The sequence below is a fragment of the Xenorhabdus mauleonii genome (assembly GCF_900113945.1).
Classification (GTDB): Bacteria; Pseudomonadota; Gammaproteobacteria; order Enterobacterales; family Enterobacteriaceae; genus Xenorhabdus; species Xenorhabdus mauleonii.
This window is the reverse complement of the sequence record NZ_FORG01000005.1, coordinates 259,344-284,405: the sequence shown is the minus strand read 5'-3', so window position 1 is coordinate 284,405 and position 25,062 is coordinate 259,344. Positions and strand designations below refer to the sequence as shown.

At 44.4% G+C, this 25,062-nt stretch carries 21 protein-coding genes; 15 read left to right on the top strand and 6 right to left on the bottom strand.

Annotation, left to right across the window (positions count from 1 at the left end):
- The first annotated feature begins 26 nt into the window (after positions 1 to 26).
- The 9 genes from tssB to BM100_RS07450 all read left to right on the top strand — a co-directional run bounded on the left by tssB (position 27) and on the right by BM100_RS07450 (position 12,030).
- Positions 27 to 575, top strand: a complete 549-nt coding sequence (tssB, locus tag BM100_RS07490; RefSeq protein ID WP_092509488.1) for a type VI secretion system contractile sheath small subunit — start codon at positions 27 to 29, stop codon at positions 573 to 575.
- Positions 576 to 578: 3 nt separating this feature from the next.
- Positions 579 to 2,087: a type VI secretion system contractile sheath large subunit gene (tssC, locus tag BM100_RS07485; protein ID WP_092509486.1), complete on the top strand. Its 1,509-nt coding sequence runs from the start codon at positions 579 to 581 to the stop codon at positions 2,085 to 2,087.
- Positions 2,088 to 2,260: 173 nt separating this feature from the next.
- Positions 2,261 to 2,755, top strand: a complete 495-nt coding sequence (locus BM100_RS07480) for an Hcp family type VI secretion system effector (protein WP_092509484.1) — start codon at positions 2,261 to 2,263, stop codon at positions 2,753 to 2,755.
- 90 nt (positions 2,756 to 2,845) lie between these two features.
- Positions 2,846 to 4,498, top strand: coding sequence for a type VI secretion system-associated FHA domain protein (locus BM100_RS07475; protein WP_092509482.1), 1,653 nt, complete (start codon positions 2,846 to 2,848; stop codon positions 4,496 to 4,498).
- Between the two features lie 154 nt (positions 4,499 to 4,652).
- Positions 4,653 to 5,204 (top strand): type VI secretion system baseplate subunit TssE, encoded by a 552-nt coding sequence (locus BM100_RS07470; RefSeq protein WP_092509480.1) that lies wholly within the window; start codon positions 4,653 to 4,655, stop codon positions 5,202 to 5,204.
- A gap of 17 nt (positions 5,205 to 5,221) precedes the next feature.
- Positions 5,222 to 7,096, top strand: coding sequence for a type VI secretion system baseplate subunit TssF (tssF, locus tag BM100_RS07465; RefSeq protein WP_092509478.1), 1,875 nt, complete (start codon positions 5,222 to 5,224; stop codon positions 7,094 to 7,096).
- Positions 7,097 to 7,111: 15 nt separating this feature from the next.
- Entirely contained in the window at positions 7,112 to 8,221 is a 1,110-nt protein-coding gene (gene tssG / locus BM100_RS07460) for a type VI secretion system baseplate subunit TssG (protein WP_092509476.1), read from the top strand.
- A gap of 105 nt (positions 8,222 to 8,326) precedes the next feature.
- Positions 8,327 to 11,005: a type VI secretion system ATPase TssH gene (gene tssH, locus BM100_RS07455; RefSeq protein WP_092509474.1), complete on the top strand. Its 2,679-nt coding sequence runs from the start codon at positions 8,327 to 8,329 to the stop codon at positions 11,003 to 11,005.
- A 26-nt stretch (positions 11,006 to 11,031) separates the two neighbouring features.
- A complete protein-coding gene (locus BM100_RS07450) occupies positions 11,032 to 12,030 on the top strand; it encodes a serine/threonine protein kinase (RefSeq protein WP_092509472.1) in 999 nt (332 codons plus the stop codon).
- A 185-nt stretch (positions 12,031 to 12,215) separates the two neighbouring features.
- Here BM100_RS07450 and tyrR read toward each other — a convergent pair whose 3' ends face one another.
- The 6 genes from tyrR to pspA form a co-directional block, all read right to left on the bottom strand.
- Positions 12,216 to 13,811: a transcriptional regulator TyrR gene (gene tyrR / locus BM100_RS07445; RefSeq protein ID WP_092509470.1), complete on the bottom strand. Its 1,596-nt coding sequence runs from the start codon at positions 13,809 to 13,811 to the stop codon at positions 12,216 to 12,218.
- A 125-nt stretch (positions 13,812 to 13,936) separates the two neighbouring features.
- On the bottom strand, positions 13,937 to 15,046 hold the full coding sequence (locus BM100_RS07440; RefSeq protein WP_092509468.1) for a YcjF family protein: 1,110 nt from the start codon (positions 15,044 to 15,046) through the stop codon (positions 13,937 to 13,939).
- Entirely contained in the window at positions 15,043 to 16,440 is a 1,398-nt protein-coding gene (locus tag BM100_RS07435; protein WP_092509466.1) for a YcjX family GTP-binding protein, read from the bottom strand. The genes BM100_RS07440 and BM100_RS07435 overlap by 4 nt, the downstream gene beginning before the upstream one ends.
- 208 nt (positions 16,441 to 16,648) lie before the next feature.
- A complete protein-coding gene (gene pspC, locus BM100_RS07430; RefSeq protein ID WP_092509464.1) occupies positions 16,649 to 17,011 on the bottom strand; it encodes an envelope stress response membrane protein PspC in 363 nt (120 codons plus the stop codon).
- Positions 17,011 to 17,235, bottom strand: a complete 225-nt coding sequence (gene pspB, locus BM100_RS07425; RefSeq protein ID WP_092509462.1) for an envelope stress response membrane protein PspB — start codon at positions 17,233 to 17,235, stop codon at positions 17,011 to 17,013. The genes pspC and pspB overlap by 1 nt, the downstream gene beginning before the upstream one ends.
- 64 nt (positions 17,236 to 17,299) lie before the next feature.
- Positions 17,300 to 17,971: a phage shock protein PspA gene (pspA, locus tag BM100_RS07420; RefSeq protein ID WP_092509460.1), complete on the bottom strand. Its 672-nt coding sequence runs from the start codon at positions 17,969 to 17,971 to the stop codon at positions 17,300 to 17,302.
- Positions 17,972 to 18,187: 216 nt separating this feature from the next.
- On the opposite strand from pspA, the gene pspF reads away from it, so the two are divergent.
- The 6 genes from pspF to sapF all read left to right on the top strand — a co-directional run bounded on the left by pspF (position 18,188) and on the right by sapF (position 24,900).
- Positions 18,188 to 19,207 (top strand): phage shock protein operon transcriptional activator, encoded by a 1,020-nt coding sequence (gene pspF, locus BM100_RS07415; protein WP_092509458.1) that lies wholly within the window; start codon positions 18,188 to 18,190, stop codon positions 19,205 to 19,207.
- Between the two features lie 309 nt (positions 19,208 to 19,516).
- Positions 19,517 to 21,262: an ABC transporter substrate-binding protein SapA gene (gene sapA, locus BM100_RS07410; protein WP_092509456.1), complete on the top strand. Its 1,746-nt coding sequence runs from the start codon at positions 19,517 to 19,519 to the stop codon at positions 21,260 to 21,262.
- Positions 21,259 to 22,224, top strand: coding sequence for a putrescine export ABC transporter permease SapB (gene sapB, locus BM100_RS07405; protein WP_092509454.1), 966 nt, complete (start codon positions 21,259 to 21,261; stop codon positions 22,222 to 22,224). Before sapA ends, sapB begins: the two co-directional genes overlap by 4 nt.
- A complete protein-coding gene (sapC, locus tag BM100_RS07400; RefSeq protein WP_092509452.1) occupies positions 22,211 to 23,098 on the top strand; it encodes a putrescine export ABC transporter permease SapC in 888 nt (295 codons plus the stop codon). The genes sapB and sapC overlap by 14 nt, the downstream gene beginning before the upstream one ends.
- Positions 23,098 to 24,090 (top strand): putrescine export ABC transporter ATP-binding protein SapD, encoded by a 993-nt coding sequence (gene sapD, locus BM100_RS07395; protein WP_092509450.1) that lies wholly within the window; start codon positions 23,098 to 23,100, stop codon positions 24,088 to 24,090. The genes sapC and sapD overlap by 1 nt, the downstream gene beginning before the upstream one ends.
- Positions 24,091 to 24,900, top strand: a complete 810-nt coding sequence (gene sapF, locus BM100_RS07390; protein WP_092509448.1) for a putrescine export ABC transporter ATP-binding protein SapF — start codon at positions 24,091 to 24,093, stop codon at positions 24,898 to 24,900.
- The last annotated feature ends 162 nt before the right edge of the window (positions 24,901 to 25,062 follow it).

Here is a 25,062-nt window from a genome sequence, read left to right as displayed (position 1 = left end):
AATCAGCCAGTAATGGAGAATTTATAATGAAATCCAGTGGACAAAAATTTATCGCCCGAAATCGGCCACCACGAGTACATATTGAATATGATGTCGAACTTTACGGTTCAGAACAGAAAATTCAGTTACCGTTTGTTATGGGAGTCATGGCTGATTTGGCGGGGAAACCAACAGAACCATTACCTGAAGTCAGTGAGCGCAGTTTTCTGGAAATTGATGTCGATAATTTTGATGAGCGCATGAAATCAATCAGTCCCCGTCTGGCTTTTCAAGTTGATAATACATTGACCGGTGATGGCAAACTGAATGTGACTTTATCCTTTGAAAAAATGGAAGATTTTCAACCTGATGCCATTGCAAAAAACGTGGAGCCACTGGCTCACTTACTGGATGCGCGTACCCAACTGGCAAATTTATTATCTTATATGGACGGCAAAAGCGGGGCAGAACAGCTTATTGCCGAGATTCTGCAAAACCCTGCACTGATGAAATCACTCGCCGAAGCCCCGAAACCCGCTGAAGGTTCTACTGAAGCAGAAAGTTCCACCGAAGAAGGAACGGAAAATAAGGAATAATCCATGAGCACAACAGATACAGAACAAGAAACCGAACTTCAGCAAGAACCGGCATCGAAAGAGTACACCCCTGATGAATTAAGTGTATTGCTGAAAAAAGAGTTTCGTCCACAAAGCGAACAGGCCAGCAGTGCGGTTGAAAATGCAGTCACCATTCTCGCGCAGCAAGCGCTGGAGAATGCGGTTACAATCTCCGACGATACTTACCGCACTATTCAATCCCTGATTGCTGAAATCGATAATAAGCTGTCCCTGCAAATCAATCAGATCTTGCACAATGATGAGTTTCAAACTCTGGAAGGTGCTTGGCGCGGCCTGCATCACCTGATCAATCATACTGAAACCGATGAGATGTTGAAAATTCGGGTCATGTGTCTTTCGAAGAAAGAATTGAGCAGCACTCTAAAACGTTTCAAAGGAGTCAGTTGGGATCAAAGCCCGATATTTAAAAAACTCTATGAAGCAGAGTATGGCCAATTTGGCGGGGAACCATTCGGTTGTCTGATAGGTGATTACTATTTCGATCATACTGCCCCTGATGTTGAACTCCTGCGCGAAATGGCACAAATCAGTGCGGCAGCCCATTGCCCATTTATTGCTGGCGCAGCACCCAGCGTAATGCAAATGGAGTCCTGGCAGGAATTAGCCAACCCACGGGATCTCACAAAAATCTTCCAAAATACGGAATACGCGCCTTGGCGCAGCCTGCGGGAATCTGAAGATTCGCGTTATCTGGGTTTAGCACTACCACGCTTTCTTTCCCGCCTGCCTTACGGCAACAAAACCAATCCCGTAGATGCATTTAATTTTGAAGAAAATACCGAAGGCCCTACGCACAATAATTACACTTGGGCTAATTCTGCTTATGCCATGGCCGTTAATATCAATCGTTCATTTAAACTGTATGGTTGGTGTACATCTATCCGTGGCGTGGAATCGGGCGGGACTGTGGAAAATCTGCCTTGCTACACATTCCCAACCGATGATGGTGGTGTAGATATGAAATGCCCCACTGAGATCGCCATTAGCGATCGCCGTGAGGCTGAATTAGCCAAGAATGGTTTTATTCCGTTATTGCATCGCAAAAATACTGATATGGCGGCATTTATTGGTGCACAATCACTACAAAAACCGGCTGAATATTACGATCCTGACGCGACGGCCAACGCCAATCTGTCGGCTCGTCTACCTTATTTATTTGCCTGCTGCCGTTTTGCCCATTATTTGAAATGTATCGTGCGCGACAAAATAGGAACGTTTCAAGAGCGCAGCGATATGGAACGTTGGCTTAATCAATGGATCATAAATTATGTTGATGGTGATCCTATTAACTCTTTACAAATTATCAAAGCGGAAAAACCTCTAGCCGCTGCAGAAGTTCAAGTAGAGGAAGTTGAAGGCAATCCGGGTTATTATCATGCGAAATTTTTCTTACGCCCTCATTATCAATTAGAAGGGCTTACGGTTTCTTTACGCTTAGTGTCAAAACTCCCTTCATTAAAAGGAGCTTAATACTTTTGTGCAATTCATTATATTAAATAAATATCTCATCATTAATTTGGGCATTTTAGCTAAATGCCTTTTCAATATAAATACAAACTCTGGATATTATGAAATCTTATTTAATGCCACCATTATATATCTATTTAACTCAATTAATTTAACTCTATTTGAGGGGAAAAATTATGTCTATAAGTACTGATGCATATATCAATTTTTCTAATGTCAAAGGCGAATCAGAAGATCACGAATATAAAGAATGGACAGCCGTCAGAACATTTGCATTTGCTCTATCTAACACACTTTGTTATGACACATCAACTCCTGGGCTCGGTGCTGGTACTGTCTCCGTTGGTGATTTACAAGTCGAACTTGTATTTGACAAAGCGTGTATCACCTTACGCCAATATCTTGTTCAAGGAACACACATTGATTCAACTAAGCTGAAAGTACGTCGTCAGGGCGGAACACAAGTGCCCTGGTACTCCTTAGAAATGGATAATGCTGTGATTTCTGAGTCCAAAATTTCCTATGGCGATGGATACTTCTTTGCTCTGGTTTTCATTAAATTCAAAGCATACAAAGAAGCTTACATTCCTCAAGATAACAAAGGCGCTAAAGGTGCTGAGATTCAATACAAGTGGATTCCCGCCAAAACGCAGACGGCACCAGCTGCCTGAGTTTAGATGATATCTGTAAAACTACAATACCCCCTAACAGGGGGTATTGTCTAAAGCATGACGACTAACAAACAATAGGTATCCATAATTATGCGATTCACCATTGTTAAAAATACCGGTACAAATCGGCCGCCACAACTCAGTTATGATTTTATTCCTCCCGGTGGCACTATCGGCAATAGCACGGACAATCACTGGGTTTTACCCGTTCAAGGGCAATCTATAGCGCCTTTGCAGATCATTGTATCGACTGATGCCACTGGTAGATGCTGTATAACCAATCGCAGCGCATCCTCTGAGATTTTGCTGAATACAATTCCCATGACACCAGATCGCCAAATTGAAATTCATGATGGTGATATGTTGAATATTGGCGATTACCAAATTCAAGTGGCCAGTATTAATCAAAGCCTACCCCCTGTGGCCGAAACCCGAATGGTTGATGCTAAGCCCCTTGATACCCTCTCCAAAAATAAATCTCAGAATATGTCTTCCCAAACTTCATTGGGAATAAACAGTATGCAGCCTTCTCGTACTCATTCAGAAGATATTCCCAATGAAGTTTGGGAAGGTCTGGAAAATATTTTCACGCCTTTCAATCCAACACTAAATCAAGAAAAACACCCTATTTCCAATGAATCGTATGACAATAATCCATTGATAAATACCGGACAACAGGAGGAGCGTAATCCCATTGACCCACTTGAAAAAATGGAAACCAAAATTAACCTCGATAGCCTGCAATCCCACGCGACGGAGCCGGTTGCGATGTTTAACCCGAATGGAAACCTTCAACAAGAAAATATCCTGAATAATCCATCTCCCAGTACATTGGCACACCAAAGCAATTTTTCTGGTAATCACAGTGACAGGCAGGAAGTTGATCCTCTGGTGCTATTTACTGATAAGTCCGCTTCGGATAAATACGGTTTTGATAAGCACACTCGCAAAAATATCAAAAACAATAATCCCTTGAGCCTGATACTGGATAATGCTGAACCACTGGCATCTTCCGATAAAACAGAACCACCTGATCCACCAGCAATACGCCATCAGGATCAGGATAATGTACCATCATTTGCTAAAATATTATCATCGCCCCCTCCTCCTCTTTTCACAGCAGATAACTCAGTACATTGTGAAAATAGTGCCGATCAAGATGATAATTATCATCTCTATGATAATAAGGCCAATGAACGCCTTAATATTGACCCCATTGAGGCTCAAGTCGCTATTTCCTATTCCTCTCAGTCAGATGAAATACAGTTAGAAGGTAAACTCCTGACGGCTTTATTGGATGGCATGGGAATTGGCCATATTAAAAAGCCACAATTTGATGAGCATGTGATGTATCAACTGGGGAAATTACTCAGCCTGCTGTCTCAAGGAATCATGGCACTCAATGCATCGCGCCTGTCACTAAAAAACCGTATATTGCTAAAAAGTCATACAAATTCTGACGTAACTCAAATTAAGCCAGATGCCAATAATCCATTCCAGCTATTGCCTTCCGGTCAGGCGGTATTGGTTCAAATGTTTGGTGACCATATGCCCGGCTTTATGTCACCAGAAGAATCAACAAGAGATATTTTAATTGAGCTGCAAGCCCATCAATTAGGCATCATTGCCGGAATGATCCATGACATGGAAAAAAATAATATTTCGTTTGGTGAAAATTTCCTACAATCCTATGAAGCAGAAATCAACCGATATAAAAAATCACAAGATAAGAAAAGAAATTAAAGAGTCTGACGATTTTATTACAATTATTTTTCTTGACGCTTTTTAAGCATTTCAATCAACATTTATCCATTCTATATCTATTTAATTTCAAGGGGCAGACAACAAAACCGCCACTTGAAATAGGACAGATATAATAATATTCAATAGGTGATTAATGAAGGATAATATCACTTTATTACATGGTGGTTATCATTCCAGAAAACCGCCACGCATAACAGCCAGAGATAGAATGCAGCCCTCTTTATTAGACAGGCTGACAGACAATGAGCCTTCAGAAATAAAAGAAACTGCCAGTCACTATCTACTGTCACATAAAAAATTACGACAAAACTTATTGCGGGATTTACAGTGGCTACTTAACACCATCAATAGAGAACCTCACCAAGATTTCTCATTTTTCCCACAGCTCGTGAATTCTGTTTACAACTTTGGCATATCTCCATTAGCCGGAAAATGTATATCTGATATCGAATGGGATGATATTAAAAATAAAATCACCCATGCCATTCAAATTTTTGAACCCCGCATTATTCCCGATGAACTTCACGTGAGGTGCATTTCCGATATCTGTTCCTTGTCTCTGTACAATGTATTATCGATAGAAATAAAAGGATTTATGTGGTGTATTCCTTGGCCGATTGAATTTCTGTTCCGCAGTGATATCGATCTGGAAAATGGTTATATCACGATGAAACAAGCAGGATAAAAACACAGGAGAGTTTCATGGATAGCAAGTTGCTGGAATATTATAACCAAGAGCTGATGTACTTGCGCGAGATGGGAAAAGAATTTGCGGAACGTTATCCTAAAATAGCCAGCCGTTTGGGTATGCACGGAATTGATATTGCTGACCCCTATGTTGAACGCCTAATGGAAGGGTTTGCTTTCCTGACTTCCCGCATTCAATTAAAAATGAATGCTGAATTCCAACACTTTTCCCAACACTTATTGGAAATGCTGTACCCCAACTATTTGGCACCAACGCCTTCAATGGCAATCACTGAACTCCAGCCTGATATGAGCAAGGGGGATATCAGTCACGGGTTTTTAGTTCCCCGCAATACCATCATGTTTTGCCAGTCGTTGAAGAAAGAAGGGATAACGTTTAAATATGCCACCACTCAAGATGTCATTCTGCAACCATTAAATATACAAAGAGTTGTGCTCGGCAAAATCCCCGCTAATTTACCGCTTATGGGATTGAGTTTACATCATTATGGGGCTGTCAGTGCGCTGCGGATTAACCTGAAATGTAAAGGTAAATTTTATCTGAATGATCTGGATTTGAATAAACTGACTTTTTTTCTTTCAGGCCCAGATATCCAGTCCCAAAGATTGCTGGAACTGATGATGGAACACTCCGTCGGCATGGTATGCCAGACTGTGGGTGAGACTCCGAAATATCACGTTTTGCCCGATATTGCCCCCTATCATGAAGGGTTTGAAGACGATCAGGCACTTTTGCCCAATGATCCCCGCAATTTCAGTGGCTATCGCCAGATCCAAGAGTATTTTGCGTTTCCTGCACGTTTCCGTTTTTTCAGTATTCATGGCATGCAATCCTTGCTGGAGCAGACAGAAAAAGAAAATGAGTTTGAACTGATCGTACTTTTGGACAAGATTGACAATGCCTTGGAAAATTTAGTTGATGCTTCCTATTTGGCACTGAATTGCACGCCTGTGATTAATTTATTCCCTAAAATCACCGAGCGAGTCACTGTCGATGACAGCACCAATGAATATCATCTGGTCGCGGATAATATCCGTCCGCTGGATTATGAAATTTTTTCGGTACAACGCCTTCATGGCACGGATCAACAACATAAAGAAGAACAAGTATTCCGCCCCTTTTGGTCAACTAACAGCGATGATAAAGGCAATTATGGTGCCTACTTTTCATTGCGCCGTGAACCCCGTGTTTTATCTGATCATGCCCAGCATTATGGAACGCGCACCAGTTATATCGGAACAGAAACATTCATTTCGATTGTTGATGAACAGCACTCTCCGTGGCCCAATGCATTAAAGTATTTGAGTGCCGATGTCATGTGCACCAACCGCGATTTACCCGCCATGTTACGGCAACAAGACATCAATAGTTTTGCCATGCTGGATTCCATCCCCATTGAGCAAATCCTGTTTCTTAAAAAACCGACCATTCCGCATCCGGCACTGGCAGAAGGCGCTGTTGCATGGGTTTTAATTAGCCAACTGCAACTGAACTATACAAATTTTATGGATAAAGATGAGCAAGAAGGCACTCAGGCTTTACGGCAATTGCTCAGTCTTTATGCCAACCTCGCAGAACCTGCAGTGGCCCGTCAGATTAATGGAATACGTCATTGTTCATTAAAGGAAATCCATCGCAGAGTACCCAAGCCTGGCCCCATCGTTTTTGCCCGCGGTGTCAGTATTAAACTTGAAGTGAATGAACAAGAATTCGCCGGCAGCAGCCCGTGGATTTTAGGCAGTGTACTGGAGAAATTATTCTCACGCCTTGTCACCATGAATTCCTTTATTGAAATGTCACTCTATAGCTATCAACGAGGGCAGATCGGTTTCTGGTCTGCCCGCATGGGAAGCAAGAAATTAATATAAGAGAGGCATGCGAATATGAATACAGATGTCATTGCCATTCATCGGGCATGTCGTTTATCAGAATATTTCTGGCAACAACTCACCCAAGCGCCTTGGCAATTTGATTTATTTCAGACCCTACGCCGCATTGATGCTCAATCAGGAGAGTATTACCGATTAGGGACGGCACCATTGCCGCGCTATGAATCCGTGCGCTTGGGGCAACATGCTTCGATGATATTCGCCCCTTCTGCAATTTCAAAAGTTCGCAAGCTGGAAAATTCAAAGTTACATGAAATACTGATTTACAGCTTCGGATTGTTTGGCCCCAATGGGCCTATGCCCCTCTTTCTGACTGAGTATGCCTATACGCGAGAATATAATTATCATGATTCTACTTTGGGGGCCTTTGCCAATGTCTTCCACCATCGACTGATACTGCTTTTCTACCGGGCATGGGCCAATGCGCAGCCCACATCATCATTGGATAGACCAGACGATCAACAATTTTGTCATTATCTGGCCAGCCTAATCGGAATGGGGTTGCCTGCCCAGCAAAGCTTCAATAAAAAATACACCGGTAAGGCGAGTGATGCTGACACAAACAATATCATCAACAGTCACGCGCGTTATGCCTTGGCAGGGCATATTTCCCGTCAGGGACACAGTGCAGAGGGGCTGGAAAAAATCTTATTCGTTTATTTCAACGTGCCCGTAAAAGTTGTCCAGAATATTCCCCAGTGGCTAGAACTTGACACACAAGATCAGGTGAGGTTAGCCGCAGGCCGCCATATCCCCCGCTTGGGGGAATCTGCATTTCTAGGCACGGCCATATACGATACACAGCATAAATTCCGTATAGAGATTGGCCCCTTGACACGGGCAGAATATGACTTGTTTTTGCCAGAACAACCTAAATCCCAACAACTGCGTGAATGGGTTTATCAATATCTGGGAATTGAATATACATGGGATATAAAGCTGATACTTAATGAAGCAACAATAACCGAAATGCACCTGTCAGAAAGCGTAAAATTGGGTCTGAATAGCTGGCTGGGACACGTTACCAGACCGAGACATTATGATGATTTAATCTACAGCCCAGAAACTGCCGACATAAATTCGGCGCGATGCGCCTCCGGTTAATTTTTTCCATCGGACTGACCATTTTTTCATAAACCCGCTTTTTCATAAAAACAATTTTTCCGTAAACACCCTTTCCCATAAACATAATTATTGCGGATCATACTTATGTCAGAAATCAGCCGTTCTGTGCTTTTTGGTAAACTTAACCGTGTCTTATTCTCTTCACTGGAAAATGCGACTGCATTTTGTAAACTACGCGCTAATCCCTACGTCGAACTCGTACATTGGCTGCACCAGCTCATGCAACAGCAAGATAATGACCTACAGTTAATCATTCGTTATTTTGCCTTGGATGAGGCCAGCTTAAGAAAAGATATCATCGCAACGCTTGATCGCTTGCCACGTGGCGCCAGCACCATTTCTGACCTGTCAGAACACATTGACAGCGCAGTGGAAAGAGCGTGGGTATATGGCTCACTGAAATTCGGGGTTAATCAAATCCGCAGCGCGCATTGGCTGATTGGCATGTTAAAGACGTTCAACTTGCGTAATACATTGAAGGCCATTTCACCACAATTCGATAAGATAAATGCAGATACACTGGTAGATAATTTTAATGCTATCTGCGGAAGCAGTACAGAAGCACAAGCGGCCATTGATGCTGATTCAGCAACCCATGATGCCACTCAGGCAGCAACGCAACAAACAACAGACAGCGCCTTGCGGAAATATGGGCAAGAGCTGACTGCCCGCGCCCGTAACGGTGAAATTGACCCTGTGACAGGGCGTGATGAAGAGATCCGCCAGATTATCGATATCTTGATGCGCCGCCGTCAAAATAACCCGTTGCTGACAGGTGAGGCAGGCGTCGGTAAGACAGCCGTCATCGAGGGGCTGGCTTTGCGGATTGTGGCGGATGAAGTTCCTCCGCCGCTGAAAAACGTTCAACTCTGGTTGCTGGATATTGGCATGTTACAAGCCGGGGCGGGAGTCCGGGGTGAATTTGAATCCCGCTTACGTAAGGTTATTGATGAAGTACAATCCAGCCCTATTCCGATTATTTTGTTTATTGACGAAATTCATACCCTGATTGGCGCAGGCGGACAACAAGGAACAGGTGATGCCGCCAATTTATTAAAACCGGCATTGGCGCGGGGCCACTTACGGACACTGGGTGCCACCACTTGGTCTGAGTACAAGAAATACATTGAAAAAGATCCTGCCCTCACCCGCCGTTTTCAAGTTGTCCAAGTTCATGAGCCTGATGAAGTAAAAGCATTATTGATGCTGCGTAGCTTAGTCAATTCACTGGAAAATCATCACCATGTTCTGTTGTTGGATGAAGCTGTAGAAACGGCTGTCCGTCTTTCCCATCGCTATATTCCGGCCCGCCAATTACCGGACAAAGCCGTGGCTTTACTGGATACAGCTTGCGCCAGAGTAGCGATCAGCCAACATGCCGAGCCACCCCAATTGGAAAATTGCCGTCACCAAATTGAAGCCTTGAAGATTGAATTAGATATTGTTGAACGGGAATCTAAAATAGGTGTGGCCGATGGCCAGCGCTCGGAAGATATTCTTACCCAATTATCGCTGCTGGAAGAAGAACGAGCCGAACTGGAGCATCGTTGGCAACAAGAACTTGCTTTGATCAACAAAATCATTCAACTGAGAACCCAACTTCACCAACATTCATCCCATGACCGACAAAGCGATAAACCACCGCATGACGAAATTGATTCGCCCCATGATATTCACCGATCCCACAATGAATTGACGGAACTGCATCAGCAATTAAAAACCCTGCAAGAAGATACCCCGCTGATTTTTGCTTCTGTAGACAGTAATGTTATCTCCGCCGTGGTTTCCGATTGGACAGGCATTCCGCTCAATCGTATGGTAAAAGACGAGATTGATGCGGTATTGCGGTTGGCGGATACGCTTAATCAACGTGTCATTGGGCAGTATCATGCACTGGAATTAATTGCAAAACGGGTGCGCACTTCACGGGCCAGATTAGATGATCCCAATAAGCCGGTTGGTGTCTTCATGCTATGTGGCCCCTCTGGTGTGGGTAAAACTGAAACAGCGCTGGCACTGGCAGAAACATTGTATGGCGGGGAGCAAAATCTGATTACCATCAACATGAGTGAATTTCAGGAAGCTCATACTGTATCAACATTAAAAGGTGCCCCGCCGGGTTATGTCGGTTATGGGGAGGGCGGTGTTCTGACCGAGGCCGTTCGCCGCCGCCCTTACAGCGTCGTATTGCTGGATGAAATTGAAAAAGCCCATCCTGATGTTCATGAAATATTTTTTCAGGTCTTCGATAAAGGCTGGATGGAGGATGGAGAAGGCCGGCATATTGATTTTCGCAACACCATTATTATCCTGACATCCAATGTCGGTACCGATTTAATCAATTCACTGTGTATGCAACAAAATCCTGTTCCGGAGCCTGAAACGCTCACTACCGCACTGCGGAAACCTTTGTTGAATGTGTTTCCCGCCGCGCTATTGGGACGATTGTTGGTTATTCCCTACTATCCATTGAGCGATGAGGTGATGACAGAAATTGTTCATTTACAATTAGAAAGAATAAAGAAACGATTATTGGAAAATCATGCTATTACAGCCATATTCGATGACGTCATGATTAAACATATCGTTAGCCGATGTACAGAAATCGAATCGGGGGGCCGTATGGTTGATGCCATTTTAACCAATACCTTGCTGCCGCAAATCAGCCAGCATTTGCTTTCTGCCAGTGCTAATGGACAGCAATATCATCAGCTACGTGTCTCTCTCGAACAAGGTGAATTTCAGTTCCAGTTCATGGAATAACTGTGGGATCTAGGAGAGCGTCCATCATGTCAATTAATTGCAATATAGGTAATCCATTATCTTCCTGTTCACTGCCCGTTGGATACTGTTTTAACGAACTGGAAATAGAGAAAGTCATTGGCAAGGGAGGATTCGGCATTGTATACCGAGCATGGGATCATCAACAGAAGTGTGCGGTTGCTATCAAAGAATATATGCCCTTTTCTCTGGTGACCCGCAGTCAAGATTTAGAGTTGAAGCTGCGCAGGCAAAATTTCCAAAAGAGATATCAAATTGGGTTGACAAATTTTGTGCATGAAGCGCATTTAATGACTAAGTTCAAACATAAATGCTTACCGGTTTTTCTTCGTTTCTGGCAAAAAAACCAAACTGCCTATATTGTCACCCCATTTTACAATGGCGTGACATTGAAGGTATTGCTGGCAACACAACCCAATAGCATCAACCAGCGCTGGCTTTGCCGTATTTTATTACCTTTGCTTGATGCCATTAACACACTCCATCAAGCGGGTTATCTACACTGTGATATTTGTTTGGATAATATCCTGATTCAAGAAAATGGTGACCCCATTTTGCTCGATTTAGGCTCCGCGCGGAAAATGACTGAACGATTGTCTGATGAATCTGAGGTGTCGATAAGGCCGGGTTTTACCCCGATTGAACAATACACCGCCAATGATGAAGGTCAGCAAGGCCCTTGGTCAGATATCTATGCAATCGGCGCCTTGCTTCATACCCTGATTATAGGTTCGCCGCCGCCGGTCAGCATTGTACGCAATCTTGAGGATAATTATCAGCCTTTGGTCAAACGTAACCTTGCCGGATATTCACATTCATTCTTGCAACTCATTGATCAGGCTTTATCTGTTGAACCTTCAGAGCGCCCAAGGAACACATCGGACTTAGCTGCAATGATAAAATCATCTGTCAGCGAATCATCTCAATTCCTCTCATTATCCAAGCCGATAAAATTATCTGATGTACTCAGAACCGATACCCCTTCAATAAGTTCAAACATTGAATAGCGTTCTCTTAGAACAGCGATCTTTACTTGGCAATATGTTGCCTTCTAAAAATTTTGTCGTCGCATGAAGGGAAATGGAAACAGTCAGCCAGAAATCTCTGGCTGGCTGTTTTAAATTCAAGCTATTGTTTTAAGATCACACACTCATTTTAAGAACACAGAATCTTAAGAGCCAAGAAAGCGTGATTATTCGTCATCATCTGCCTGTTCAGGGGTGTGTTTTTTACCACTCAATCCATATTCGCGCAATTTATTGGCAATGGCGGTGTGAGAAACACCAAGCCGTTTTGCCAGTTTGCGCGTGCTGGGATAATGGCGATAAAGGCGCGTCAATATAGAACGTTCAAAACGCTTGCTGATCTCATCCAAAGACCCTTCCAGCATATCTTCATTAAATGCCATGTCAGCATCCAATCCAGGTAACTGAATATCTTGCGGGCATAATTTGTTACCCTCAGATTGAGTCAATGCATGGTAGATCGCATTGCGTAGTTGCCTGACATTCCCCGGCCAATGATAACCACTCAGAAATTGTTCCAAATCATGGGAGTACTTGGGTTTGGCTAAACCCTGCTCTTTTGCAAAACGTGTCACAAAATAATCCGTCAGTGGCATGATATCTGCCTGACGCTCCCTTAAAGGAGGCAATGTGATTGTTAATACATTCAGCCGATAGTAGAGATCTTCCCGAAATTCCCCTTGTTGTACTAATTCAAGGAGGTTTTTCTGGGTGGCACAGATAATCCGGACATCAACATTAACTTCGTTGTCTTCACCGACACGGCGGAATGTTCCATCATTCAAAAAACGCAGTAATTTAATCTGCATTTGCGGCGACATTTCGCCGATTTCATCCAATAAAACCGTGCCGCCATTAGCCTGTTCAAAGAACCCTTTTTTACCTTCCACCGCATTCGGATAGGCTCCTGCGGCATAACCAAACAGCTCGCTCTCAACAACATCATCTGGCATGGAGGCACAATTCAGCCCCAGAAAAGGTTGATTTCCTCTGGCGCTCCGCAAATGACAGGCTTTGGCGAATTCATCTTTTCCTGTTCCTGTTTCCCCAATCAGCAGTAAGGGAGCGTCAAGCATTGCCATTTTGCGGGCTTGTTCGACCACATGAACCATTTTGGGACTGACAGCAATAAGCTGCCCAAAAGCGGTATCATCATTTACAGTTAATTTTTTGCGTAATGACTCAACTTGCGTTGATAAATGAGATACTGCTGAGCGCAATATAATCACTGCCCCAACACACCTGACAACCTGATTCTCATCAGTTAACTGCATGGGAATAATATCCATCATGTAATCCCGGCCTTTGATGGATAGTTGTGTGGTATTTGGTTGGTGGTGCTCACTTTCGAGCCAGCGGCTAAAGTTGTAGTTGCTGATTAGGTTGGCGATATTCTTTTGATCGACCTTCTCTTTGTCGAGATCAAACAGTGACAGGGAGGCCGGATTGGCCAGTTCTATGTTGCCTTTCATATCAATTGAAAATATAGGCTCAGGAACTGATTCCAGTAACGTCCACATTGCCCGGTGTTCTTTCTCTGACGGCATGAAAGCAACCGTCCTGACATCAATCACACCACTGATCCGACGGATCTCCGCCATTAATAAACGAAATGTGTTGAAATCAATTTGGGTAAAGTTAAGGTAAATACGACGAGCAGGAGAAATTTCAATTCCTTTCAGGTCAATATTTCGTAGAACCAGTAAATCAAGCAACTCTCGGGTTAACCCAATTCGATCCTGACAAGTAACTTCCAATCGCATTATTCTGACCTTATTTACACGATGCTCATAACCGACTGAAATGTTACCCGTTACTATGCAATAGATGAAGCCCTTGTCAGTAAAAGTTTACAATAAAGTCAGATGTCAACCTAAAATAACAGTAGCTATCGTTTATCCACTGTGCTGTTTTCTGTTTCTTTGAGTACGTTTTTGGCTTTCGTGAATGTATTTTTTTTCGCCGGCAATGTCCCTTTAATCTGGGCAAGCAATTGGTGACGGAAATCCCCCAGCTTTGGTTTATCCCCATCAATCCACGGCAAAGGACGGCATAACTCCATCGCCTTGATTCCCAGACGGGCCGTAAGCAGCCCCGCGCCAATACCTTGTGCGGCTCGCGCAGAAAGGCGCGCTGCGATATCCTGTGATAACCAATCCATTCCGACTTCCCTGACCAGCTCTGATGCTCCCGCAAAAGCAATGTTCAACAAAACCAACCGAAACAAGCGAATGCGGCTGAAATAACCTAATTCGATTCCGTAAAGTGCCGCAATCCGGTTAATCAGGCGAATATTTCTCCACGCAATAAAGGCCATATCGACTATCGCCAACGGACTGACGGCAATCATTAATGCAGATTCTGCAGCAGAACGGCTAATTTCTTTCTTGGCTTGCGCATCCAGAACCGGCTGTACCAGCTTGCTGTACAGCATGACAATTTCACGATCATTGTGTGTTTCATGCATGGCCGCTTGCCAGCGCTGCAATGCCGGATGCTGTGGTTCAATCCCGGCTTGTGCGGCCAATTTCTCGCAAAATTGACGCCCTTTGCCGACACCATGGCTTTGCAACAGGGCTTTTGCGTTATCCCGCTCTTCCGTACGTTGGCGCAGGTGATAAAGACGACGCCATTCTTTTATTACACTGCCTATTCCAGCCAGCATAATCATGCTACCCGCAGCGGCAATGCCCAATGCTATCCAGTCATGTTGTTGCCATGATTGATATATCCACTGGATAAATTGAGCGACTACGCTGACACCCAGCAACAAGATGGCGCAGGTAAAGATTTTTCGCCAAAAGCTACGTTTGGGCCGCAAAGCCGCATTTACTGCACCTTCGAACTCTCCTTCTTGCTCCTCTGCGGCCAATTCTGGCATCGCTGGATAGAATTCATTTTCCTGATTATCAAATTCCTTTTTCGATTTCAGTGATGGCTCTTGCGACGTTGACGCCTGATCGCTGAAATCCATTCTCGGTTTCAGAGGCTCTGTCATGTTAGTTTATCTCCCAATAAAAACTCCATCGCACTATCCATGCGAATATGGGGTAACGGTGTATCGACATTGACTTGTCTTGGCCGGAATGATTCGAAATTAAACCCTTGCTTTTGCCAAAAATCGTTGTTCGGCAAACGTTGTGGCACTTCTCCCGGAAAAAATGTCATTAGTTTATCATCTGACAGACGGTTTCCCTTAATGGCCGGGAATTTTTCACCATCATGGGCCACTATGCCACTTTCTGTTGCCTGAACAGATGCCAGCCCCGCACAATCCATGCTGATCCCTTCAAATGCAGCATTTTGCCAGGCTTCCTGAACCAATTGCTGCAACAGGGAAACAAGGTTTGCGTGTTGATCGGGGGTAATATGATCGGCTTTGCTGGCAGCAAACATTAATTTGTCAATGCAGGGTGAAAACAGACGCCGGAACAGTGTTCGCTTGCCATAGTGGAAACTCTGCATAAGCTGCGTCAACGCAAGCCGCATGTCATTGAATGCTTGCGGGCCACTATTCAATGGCTGCAAACAATCCACCAAAACAATCTGTCGGTCAAAACGGAGAAAATGCTCTTTGTAGAACCCTTTGACGACATGGTCACAGTAGTAGGCAAAACGTTCCCTCAACATGCCGATGTTGGTGTGTTTATCCGCTTTTGCTAATTGAGGTTCGCCAATTTTGTCAATATCCGGCCACGGAAAGAATTGCAGGGCTGGCGCTCCGGCCAGATCTCCCGGCAATACGAAACGACCGGGTTGGATGAAGTGCAATCCCTGCTGTTTACACTGATGCAAGTAATCGGTATAGGCCTGAGCGATTTTGGCCAGTAAGTTTTCATCGGCAGGAGCCAATGGATCGCATTGATTGCATAATTCTAGCCACGGCTTGGTCCACTCCTTTCTTTCCCCTTTCAGCAATCCACTCATATGCCGCGACCATGCCAGATAGTTTTGCTCTAGCATGGGCAAATCCAATAACCATTCTCCCGGATAATCGACGATTTCCAGATAAAGGGTTGAGGTTTCCTTAAGGTAACGAAATAGAGAATCTTCAGAGCGGTAACGCAGCGCCAAGCGAATTTCACTCACGCCACGTGTCGGGATCGGCCAGTAAGGCGGTGTTTCATGCAACGCTGCAATATTTTCATCATAAGCAAAGCGGGGAACACCCAAATCCCGCTGTGGAACTCGCTTGACACCAAGCAGTCGTCCATCGCGTACTGCTGAAAATAACGGCAATCTGGCACCGCTATGAATATGAAGTAACTGGTTTACCAAAGATGTGATGAATGCGGTCTTTCCACTGCGACTTAATCCTGTTACCGCCAACCGCAAGTGGCGGTCCATTCCACGATTCACAAGAGCTGTTAATTCGTTTTGCAACCGTTTCATGTTTCTCCCAATGGAATACCGTAGTTCGGTTTAACCTAGCCCGTAACACCGGTATTTGATTTCATGCCCAGTCATTCCGCTGTTACGGCCAGATCGCATATATTTTTTCTATTAACGACATAAACTCACTATATAAACTAATTAGACCAATTAGATAGATTTGTCGTCTTTCAATTAATGAAGTCTATGGCTCAATTTTATCCATGACCTAAAGCTGGCGAAAACGGCTGCGTACGCTGTAAGTGTCAGATGTAATGTAGCGCTCCATTTGGCGCAAGCGAGCTTCGCCTGCCCTCAATTGGTAATCAACTTCATCCAACATTTTCTGCGCCGATGGCCCTGCCTCTTTTTCATCAGCCCGGTATCCCGCAGGTGCCGGCTCCATAACAATGGACAAAATAATATAAGCCAATACCGTTATACCAAACAGCCCGAAGAACAACGATAGTACCGTGATGGTGCGGATAAGTGGAACGGGAACGTCAAAATAGTTTGCCACCCCGGCACAAACCCCTTTAACCATTCCTTGCTCAGGCAGGCGGTAAAATTTCCGGTTGTACCTATTCGACATTATGACTGCCTCCAGTTTGGATGCTCTGCATCGAGGATGTCTTCCAGCGTTTTGATCCGTTCCTGCATATGCCGGGCATTCTCTGTCAGTTGCTCTAAACGCTGGATTTCGTTGCTCCCTAACTGACCTCTGTTGTTCTGACTGCTGTAATGCAACCACAGCCAGATAGGTAAGACAAAAAGTACAAAGATGATCAGCGGGATCCCAAGAAATATATAGCCCATTATCTTTCCTTAGTTGTGCAAACAATAAGTTGTGCATGACATAAGCCATGCATGGCTTATGTCATTATTGTGAGTCTTTGGTACTCATTTTAGCTTTCAGGGCCGCGAGTTGCGCACTGATTTCATCATCTGCCTTTAATTCTGCAAATTGCTGGTCGAGTGATTTCTGTTTACCCAGCCCGACAGTTTCAGCTTCCGCTTCCAAATGGTCGATTCGACGTTCAAATTGCTCAAAGCGCGCCATTGCTTCATCAATTTTACCGCTATCCAATTGACGACGTACTTCACGGGAAGATGCGGCAGCTTGATGACGCAAAGATAATGATTGTTGTCTTGCTCTCGCTTCTGTCAATTTATTTTCCAGCTCTGTGACTTCTCCCTTGATGCGCTCAAGTGTTTCGTCCAAGAGAGACAGCTCATTTGTCAGAGTTGCAACCAAGCTGCTGACTTTTTGTTTTTCAATCAATGCTGCACGAGCCAGATCTTCTTTATCTTTGCTCAGTGCTAGTTCCGCTTTTTCCTGCCAGCCATCAATCTGGCTTTCACCCATGCTGATGCGGCGCAGAAGCTGTTTTTTTTCTGCCAGCGTGCGGGCTGACGTTGAGCGGATTTCCACCAGCGTGTCTTCCATTTCCTGAATCATCAAGCGGATCATTTTCTGCGGATCTTCCGCTTTATCTAACAGAGAAGAAATATTAGCGTTTACGATATCAGCAAAACGAGAAAAAATACCCATAGTTATAAACCTCTTTCATTAGTATGGTACATGTTATGTTGGTGTCTTGTTAAAGATGAATACAAGCTACACGATAAGGCTCTCAATCTAATACAAAATGCATGCCAACTTTTTTAGTTTAATTATCTGGTTGAAATTACTTAAATAATTTATCTTTAACTTTTTACCACTATCATTTAACGAAGTTAAATTGACTAACTATTGGCGAAAAATACCATGCCTCAGTTCATTGATAACCTATTAGGTGAAGCAAACTGTTTTATTGAAATTTTGGAGCAAGTCTCTGCACTGGCAAAATTGAATAAACCCGTTTTAGTTTTAGGGGAACGAGGAACGGGTAAGGAACTGATCGCACGCCGCCTGCATTATCTTTCTCCACGTTGGCAGGGGCCGTTCATCTCGCTCAATTGTGCAGCACTCAATGAAAACTTGCTTGATTCAGAGCTATTTGGTCATGAAGCCGGTTCATTTACCGGTGCCCGAGCAAAACACCAAGGACGTTTCGAACGGGCAGACGGAGGAACATTATTTCTTGATGAATTGGCTACCGCACCCATGCAGGTGCAGGAAAAATTACTGCGGGTAATTGAATATGGTTATTTGGAACGTGTTGGCGGCAATCAGTCATTGCAGGTTGATGTACGCTTGATTTGCGCAACCAATGAAGACCTGCCTGCTATGGCTGTTCAGGGAAAATTCAGGGCTGATTTGCTTGATAGGCTCGCGTTCGATGTCGTACAAATCCCCCCATTGCGCCAACGACACCCCGATATCATGTTATTGGCACAACATTTTGCCATCCATATGTGCCAGGAACTCAATCTGCCTTTTTTCCCCGGTTTTACCGACGAGGCCAAGCAACAACTCCTTTCTTATCATTGGCCCGGTAATGTGCGTGAATTAAAAAATGTGATAGAGCGCTCAATTTACCGACACGGTAACAATGAAAGTGAATTAAATTCCATTATTATTAATCCCTTTTCAGCGTCACAGCAATTGACCTCACAATCTCCGGCTCCCCTATCAACAGATAATGATTCTATCGATTATTTCCTCCCGAAATTACCACTCGATTTAAGGCAATGGCAAAATGACAGTGAAAAGCGTTTAATTATGCAGGCGTTGACTGAAAGCCAATTCAATCAGAAAAAAGCGGCTAATAAACTCAATCTGACTTACCATCAGCTACGTGGGTTAATCAAGAAACACCACATCAGCATTCAGGTTAGTGAGTAGTTGAAGGTCAGTCGGTAAAAATCAGTAGTTGAAAATCGGTATGAAGCAGATAAAAAAATAGCCGGCACCCGAGCCGGCTAATAAAATACTGGAAGCAATGTGAGCAATGTCGCGCTTTATTTGGAACTCCCAACTTGAAGTTACAAGCGTGTTTCCCTAAAGCACATGCAAATGATAATACTTCTCAATTCTATTTGTAAAGCATTTAATTGAGAATACTTCTCACTATCGTGATCTGACCGTTGTTTTTGAGCAAAAAGCGTTAATTAAGTACAATGGCCAGATTCTTTTTTATGGCTGACGTTTTATATGCGATATTTGATTTACTGGATCATATTATTATTTTCTTTCCCCGCCCCGGCGGCCAATAATGCTATTCCAGAACCTGTGACAGAAAAGACTATAAAAACAACAACTACCACACTTATTCCCAGATCCAGAATTCACGATACTACGGAAAGTCTATCTCACGCTTCAACTGACTTAAGGCAGAGTGGGTTTATTTATTGTGTCAACGGCAACCTGAATACATTTAATCCACAGAAATCCATCAGTGGATTAACCGTGGATACGCTTGCCGCACAGATTTACAACCGTCTGCTGGGCGTTGATCCCCTAACCTACCGCTTGGCTCCGGAACTGGCCACTCATTGGGAAATACGGGATAACGGCGCAACCTATCGTTTTTATCTGCGCCGCAATGTTGCTTTTCAATCGACCGAATGGTTTACGCCAACCCGCACAATGAATGCGGATGATGTCGTGTTCAGTTTCCGCCGCCTCTTTGATAAAACGCACTATTACCATTACGTCAATGGCGGCAATTATCCTTATTTTGATAGCTTGCAGTTTGGTGATGCAGTCAAGGATATCCGTAAAATCGACAAATATACCGTTGAATTTCAACTTAATGCGCCTGACGCTTCCTTTATTTGGCATTTAGCAACCCACTATGCTCCTATTTTGTCCCAAGAATATGCCCAGAAGCTCCACCAAATGAACCGGCAAGAGCAGATAGACTGGAAACCTGTAGGCACGGGGCCTTTCATGCTGGAAGATTATCAAGTGGAGCAATTTATCCGCCTTGTTCGCCATGACAAATACTGGAATGGCAAGCCCCAAATGGAACAGGTCGTTGTGGATACAGGGGCTGGCGGTACTGGCCGAATCTCCAAGCTCCTTACCGGTGAATGTGATGTCTTGGCATACCCCGATGCCAACCAATGGAATATCTTGCATGATGATCCAAACCTGCGACAAACACTGCGCTCAGGAATGAATATCGCTTATCTGGCATTCAATACCAGTAAACCGCCATTGGATCAATTGAAAGTCCGTCAGGCAATTGCTTATGCCATCAATAACCAACGGTTGATGAAATCAATTTATTATGGCACGGCAGAAACAGCGGCATCTATTTTGCCCCGCGCATCTTGGGCGTATGATAATCGTGCTGAAATCACCGAATATAATCCTGAAAAATCCCGGAAGATGTTAAATAAACTGGGATTAAATGGTCTGGAATTGACGTTATGGGTGCCAACTGCATCGCAGTCTTACAACCCAAGCCCCCTGAAGATGGCTGAACTCATTCAGGCCGATTTGGCACATGTCGGCATTAAAATGTCCATTCGCCCCGTCGAAGGCCGTTTTCAGGAAAATCAGTTGATGGATAAAACCCACGATATGACTCTGGCGGGTTGGTCTACCGATAGCAACGACCCTGACAGTTTTTTCCGCCCATTATTGAGTTGTGCCGCCATTGCGTCCCAAACCAACTTGAGCCGCTGGTGTAATGCGGATTTTGATGATGCTCTTCATCAAGCATTATTGAATCAACAACTTGCAGAACGCATCAACAATTATCATGTTGCACAAGAAATTCTCGCTCAACAATTACCTGTACTACCATTAGCTTATTCAATGCGCTTACAAATCTTTCGTTATAACATTAAAGGATTGGTTCTGAGTCCGTTTGGCAACAGCTCCTTTGGTAAAGTTTACCGTGAGCAAAGCACCCCTGTTCCTGCTGAAAATAAAAAGGGAAGCGAATGATTATTTATATCCTGCGTCGTTTGGTGCTGCTGGTTGTGACGCTATTTTTTCTTTCATTTATCAGCTTCAGCCTGATGTATTTCACGCCGCATGGTCCTTTGAGCGGTGCTTCATTGGTGGATGCTTATCTATTTTACTTCCGTAGCCTGCTGCAATGGGATTTTGGCATTTCCAGCATTAATGGTGAGCGAATTATCACGCAGTTGTATGAAGTGCTCCCGGCGACTATGGAGCTTTGTATTCTCTCTTTCTCCATCGCATTACTCATCGGGATCCCTCTGGGGATTGTCGCGGGTGTTTGGCGCAATAAAAAAGCAGACATCATTATCAGTACATTTGCGTTATGTGGCTTTTCTATCCCTGTATTCTGGCTGGCCCTGCTGCTCATTCTCCTTTTTTCTCTCCATCTGGGATGGCTGCCTGTTTCAGGGCGATTTGATTTGCTCTACCGGATGGAGCCGGTGACAGGCTCCGCATTAATTGATGCTTGGCTGTCAAAATCGCCTTATCGCAATGATATGATCATGAGCGTCATTCAGCATATGATCCTGCCGGTTCTCACATTGGCGGTAGCGCCCATGACGGAAGTCATTCGTTTGATGCGCAACAGTGCGGAGGAAATCTCAACTGCAAACTATATTAAATCAGCGGCAACACGCGGCTTGTCAAGATTGACAATTATCCGTCGTCACTTGTTGCATAATGCATTGCCCCCCATTATTCCCAAATTGGGGTTACAATTTTCAACCATGCTTACATTGGCTATGGTGACAGAGCAGGTATTTAACTGGCCCGGCCTTGGGCGTTGGCTTATCAGTGCTGTTCGCCAGCAAGATTATTCAGCAATTTCAGCGGGTGTTATGGTAGTAGGAACCTTGGTTATTTCAGTCAATATACTGACAGATATTATTGGAGCGATGGCTAATCCTCTGAAGCATAAGGAATGGTATGCCTTTAGATAACTTTTATCAGGAAAAGAAAATGCCTTCGCCATTAAAAGTTATCTGGCGATTCTTCTATTCTGACCTGCTGGCAATGATGGGTTTTTATGGGGTGCTGATTTTAATTGCGTTAAGTTTATTGGGGGACTATATCGCCCCATATCGGCTTGACCAGCAATTTGTAGAACAGCTTATGCCTCCTTCATGGTCACATCACGGCAACGTCGCTTTTTTCCTCGGAACTGACGATCTTGGACGCGATATTTTTAGCCGTCTGTTGATTGGGACATCATCCACATTTGGAACTGCGCTGATTGTCACTGCGATCGCTGCTATTGTCGGCTTAGTTATCGGGAGTCTTGCGGGCATGAGTCATGGATTGAAATCAGCAGTCCTGAATCATATCCTTGATACTTTGCTCTCGATTCCTTCGCTGTTGCTGGCGATTATTGTCGTTGCATTTGTCGGAGCCAGCCTGCATCATGCCATGATAGCGGTTTGTCTGGCATTGTTGCCAAGAATAGTCCGCACCGTTTATACCGCAGTACATGACGAGCTGGATAAAGAATATATTACTGCCGCACGCCTGGATGGTGCTTCAAATTACCATATTTTACGCTACGCCATTTTCCCCAATATTACCGCCGTGATTGTCAGTGAATTAACCCGGGCCCTTTCTATCGCTATCCTTGATATCGCAGCCCTGGGATTTCTCGATCTCGGAGCGCAATTACCGTCACCTGAATGGGGTGCCATGTTGGGGGATTCGCTGGAATTACTTTATGCTGCACCTTGGACCGTTATGCTGCCCGGAGCCGCAATTATGCTCAGTGTCCTGTTGGTCAATTTACTGGGCGACGGTCTCCATCGAGCCATTAATGCAGGAGTCGAATAATGCCATTACTTGATATTCGAAACCTCACCATTGAGTTTATGACCGCTGAAGGCCCCGTTAAAGCCGTTGATAGATTCAGTATTTCACTGACAGAAGGTGAAATCCTCGGTCTGGCTGGCGAGTCTGGATCAGGGAAGAGTCTGATTGCCAAAGCGATTTGTGGCGTCACAAAAGATAACCTCAATGTTACTGCTGATCGTTTTCGTTTCAACGATATTGATTTATTGCGCCTGACACCACGGCAACGCCGCAAAGTGATAGGCCACAATATTTCAATGATTTTTCAGGAGCCACAGTCATGTCTCGATCCATCTGAAAATATTGGCAAGCAACTCATTCAAGCCATCCCCAGCTGGACGTATAAAGGCCGCTGGTGGCAAAGATTTAATTGGCGAAAGCGCCGTGCAATCGAGCTATTGCACCGCGTTGGCATTAAAGATCATAACGACATCATGCACAGTTACCCTTATGAATTAACAGAAGGTGAGTGCCAGAAAGTCATGATTGCCATTGCCCTTGCCAATCAACCCAGATTGCTGATTGCAGATGAACCAACCAATGCCATGGAGCCAACAACACAGGCCCAAATTTTCCGTTTGCTATCGAGTTTGAATCAAAACAACAACATGACGATCTTATTGATTAGTCATGATTTGCAAATGATGAGCAAACTGGTCAAACGGATCAATGTGCTGTATTGCGGCCAAACCGTGGAAAGCGCCACCCCAGATGAATTACTGGTAACGCCTCACCATCCTTATACACAGGCGCTTATCCGTTCAATTCCTGACTTTGGCAGCCCGCTTCCACATAAAAGCCGGCTGAATACACTGCCGGGAGGCATTCCCTCTCTGGAACACCTGCCGGTGGGATGCCGTTTAGGGCCACGTTGTCCCTATGCCCAGAAAACTTGCATTGAGACCCCACGGCTACGAGTGGTTAAAAGCCATGCATTCGCCTGCCATTTCCCTTTGAATATGGAGGAGCCGTAATTGGTTGATACATTACTGGAAGTCAAAAATCTGACTAAAACATTCCGCTATCAAACGGGATTATTTCGCCGACTGCACCTCGACGCCGTAAAACCGGTGAGCTTTACTTTGCAACCGAAAAAAACGCTGGCCATCATTGGCGCGAATGGTTCCGGCAAGTCCACACTGGCAAGAATGCTGTCAGGGGTTATTGAACCGACTTCCGGCGAAATTCTGATCGACGGCCATAAACTGACTTACGGGGATTACAGTTATCGCAGCCAACGCATACGCATGATTTTTCAAGATCCCAGTACTTCGTTGAATCCTCGCCAGCGTATCGGGCAAATTCTGGATATGCCGTTAATCCTGAATACCGAATTATCCCCGGCTGAACGCGAGAAACGGATCAATCAGACATTACGCCAAGTCGGATTACGGTCAGATCATGCCAATTATTATCCGCACATGCTCGCCTCCGGGCAAAAGCAGCGTGTCGCTCTGGCACGGGCATTAATATTGCAGCCACAAATTATTGTTGCTGATGAAGCATTGGCTTCCCTTGATATGTCAATGCGTTCCCAAATCATCAACTTAATGCTGGAATTACAGGAACAACATGGGATTTCATACATCTATGTAACCCAGCATCTCGGTATGATGAAGCATATCAGTGATCAAATGCTGGTGATGCATGAAGGGGAAGTTGTTGAACGTGGTAATACAGCGGAGGTGCTGGCTTCCCCGTTGCATGACATTACACGCAAATTGATAGCCAGTCATTTTGGTGAAGCGCTATCCGCCGATGCTTGGCGGCAAGATATCACCTGATTTTTAATGTTAACCGGACGTATTTTATTCACTGATCGGAACAGAGTAGGAAACTCACCACATTTCTCTCCGGCATGGTAGAATCGTCCCCGTTTATTAACAATAAACACCTTGGTCATATTATGGATATTATTTTAACTCCGTGACTATTGGTGTTTGCTC

Coding starts and splice junctions, on each gene's coding strand:
- tssB (WP_092509488.1), top strand. CDS start 27: ATGAAATCCAGTGGACAAAAATTTATCGCCCGAAATCGGCCACCACGA.
- tssC (WP_092509486.1), top strand. CDS start 579: ATGAGCACAACAGATACAGAACAAGAAACCGAACTTCAGCAAGAACCG.
- BM100_RS07480 (WP_092509484.1), top strand. CDS start 2,261: ATGTCTATAAGTACTGATGCATATATCAATTTTTCTAATGTCAAAGGC.
- BM100_RS07475 (WP_092509482.1), top strand. CDS start 2,846: ATGCGATTCACCATTGTTAAAAATACCGGTACAAATCGGCCGCCACAA.
- BM100_RS07470 (WP_092509480.1), top strand. CDS start 4,653: ATGAAGGATAATATCACTTTATTACATGGTGGTTATCATTCCAGAAAA.
- tssF (WP_092509478.1), top strand. CDS start 5,222: ATGGATAGCAAGTTGCTGGAATATTATAACCAAGAGCTGATGTACTTG.
- tssG (WP_092509476.1), top strand. CDS start 7,112: ATGAATACAGATGTCATTGCCATTCATCGGGCATGTCGTTTATCAGAA.
- tssH (WP_092509474.1), top strand. CDS start 8,327: ATGTCAGAAATCAGCCGTTCTGTGCTTTTTGGTAAACTTAACCGTGTC.
- BM100_RS07450 (WP_092509472.1), top strand. CDS start 11,032: ATGTCAATTAATTGCAATATAGGTAATCCATTATCTTCCTGTTCACTG.
- tyrR (WP_092509470.1), bottom strand. CDS start 13,811: ATGCGATTGGAAGTTACTTGTCAGGATCGAATTGGGTTAACCCGAGAG.
- BM100_RS07440 (WP_092509468.1), bottom strand. CDS start 15,046: ATGACAGAGCCTCTGAAACCGAGAATGGATTTCAGCGATCAGGCGTCA.
- BM100_RS07435 (WP_092509466.1), bottom strand. CDS start 16,440: ATGAAACGGTTGCAAAACGAATTAACAGCTCTTGTGAATCGTGGAATG.
- pspC (WP_092509464.1), bottom strand. CDS start 17,011: ATGTCGAATAGGTACAACCGGAAATTTTACCGCCTGCCTGAGCAAGGA.
- pspB (WP_092509462.1), bottom strand. CDS start 17,235: ATGGGCTATATATTTCTTGGGATCCCGCTGATCATCTTTGTACTTTTT.
- pspA (WP_092509460.1), bottom strand. CDS start 17,971: ATGGGTATTTTTTCTCGTTTTGCTGATATCGTAAACGCTAATATTTCT.
- pspF (WP_092509458.1), top strand. CDS start 18,188: ATGCCTCAGTTCATTGATAACCTATTAGGTGAAGCAAACTGTTTTATT.
- sapA (WP_092509456.1), top strand. CDS start 19,517: ATGCGATATTTGATTTACTGGATCATATTATTATTTTCTTTCCCCGCC.
- sapB (WP_092509454.1), top strand. CDS start 21,259: ATGATTATTTATATCCTGCGTCGTTTGGTGCTGCTGGTTGTGACGCTA.
- sapC (WP_092509452.1), top strand. CDS start 22,211: ATGCCTTTAGATAACTTTTATCAGGAAAAGAAAATGCCTTCGCCATTA.
- sapD (WP_092509450.1), top strand. CDS start 23,098: ATGCCATTACTTGATATTCGAAACCTCACCATTGAGTTTATGACCGCT.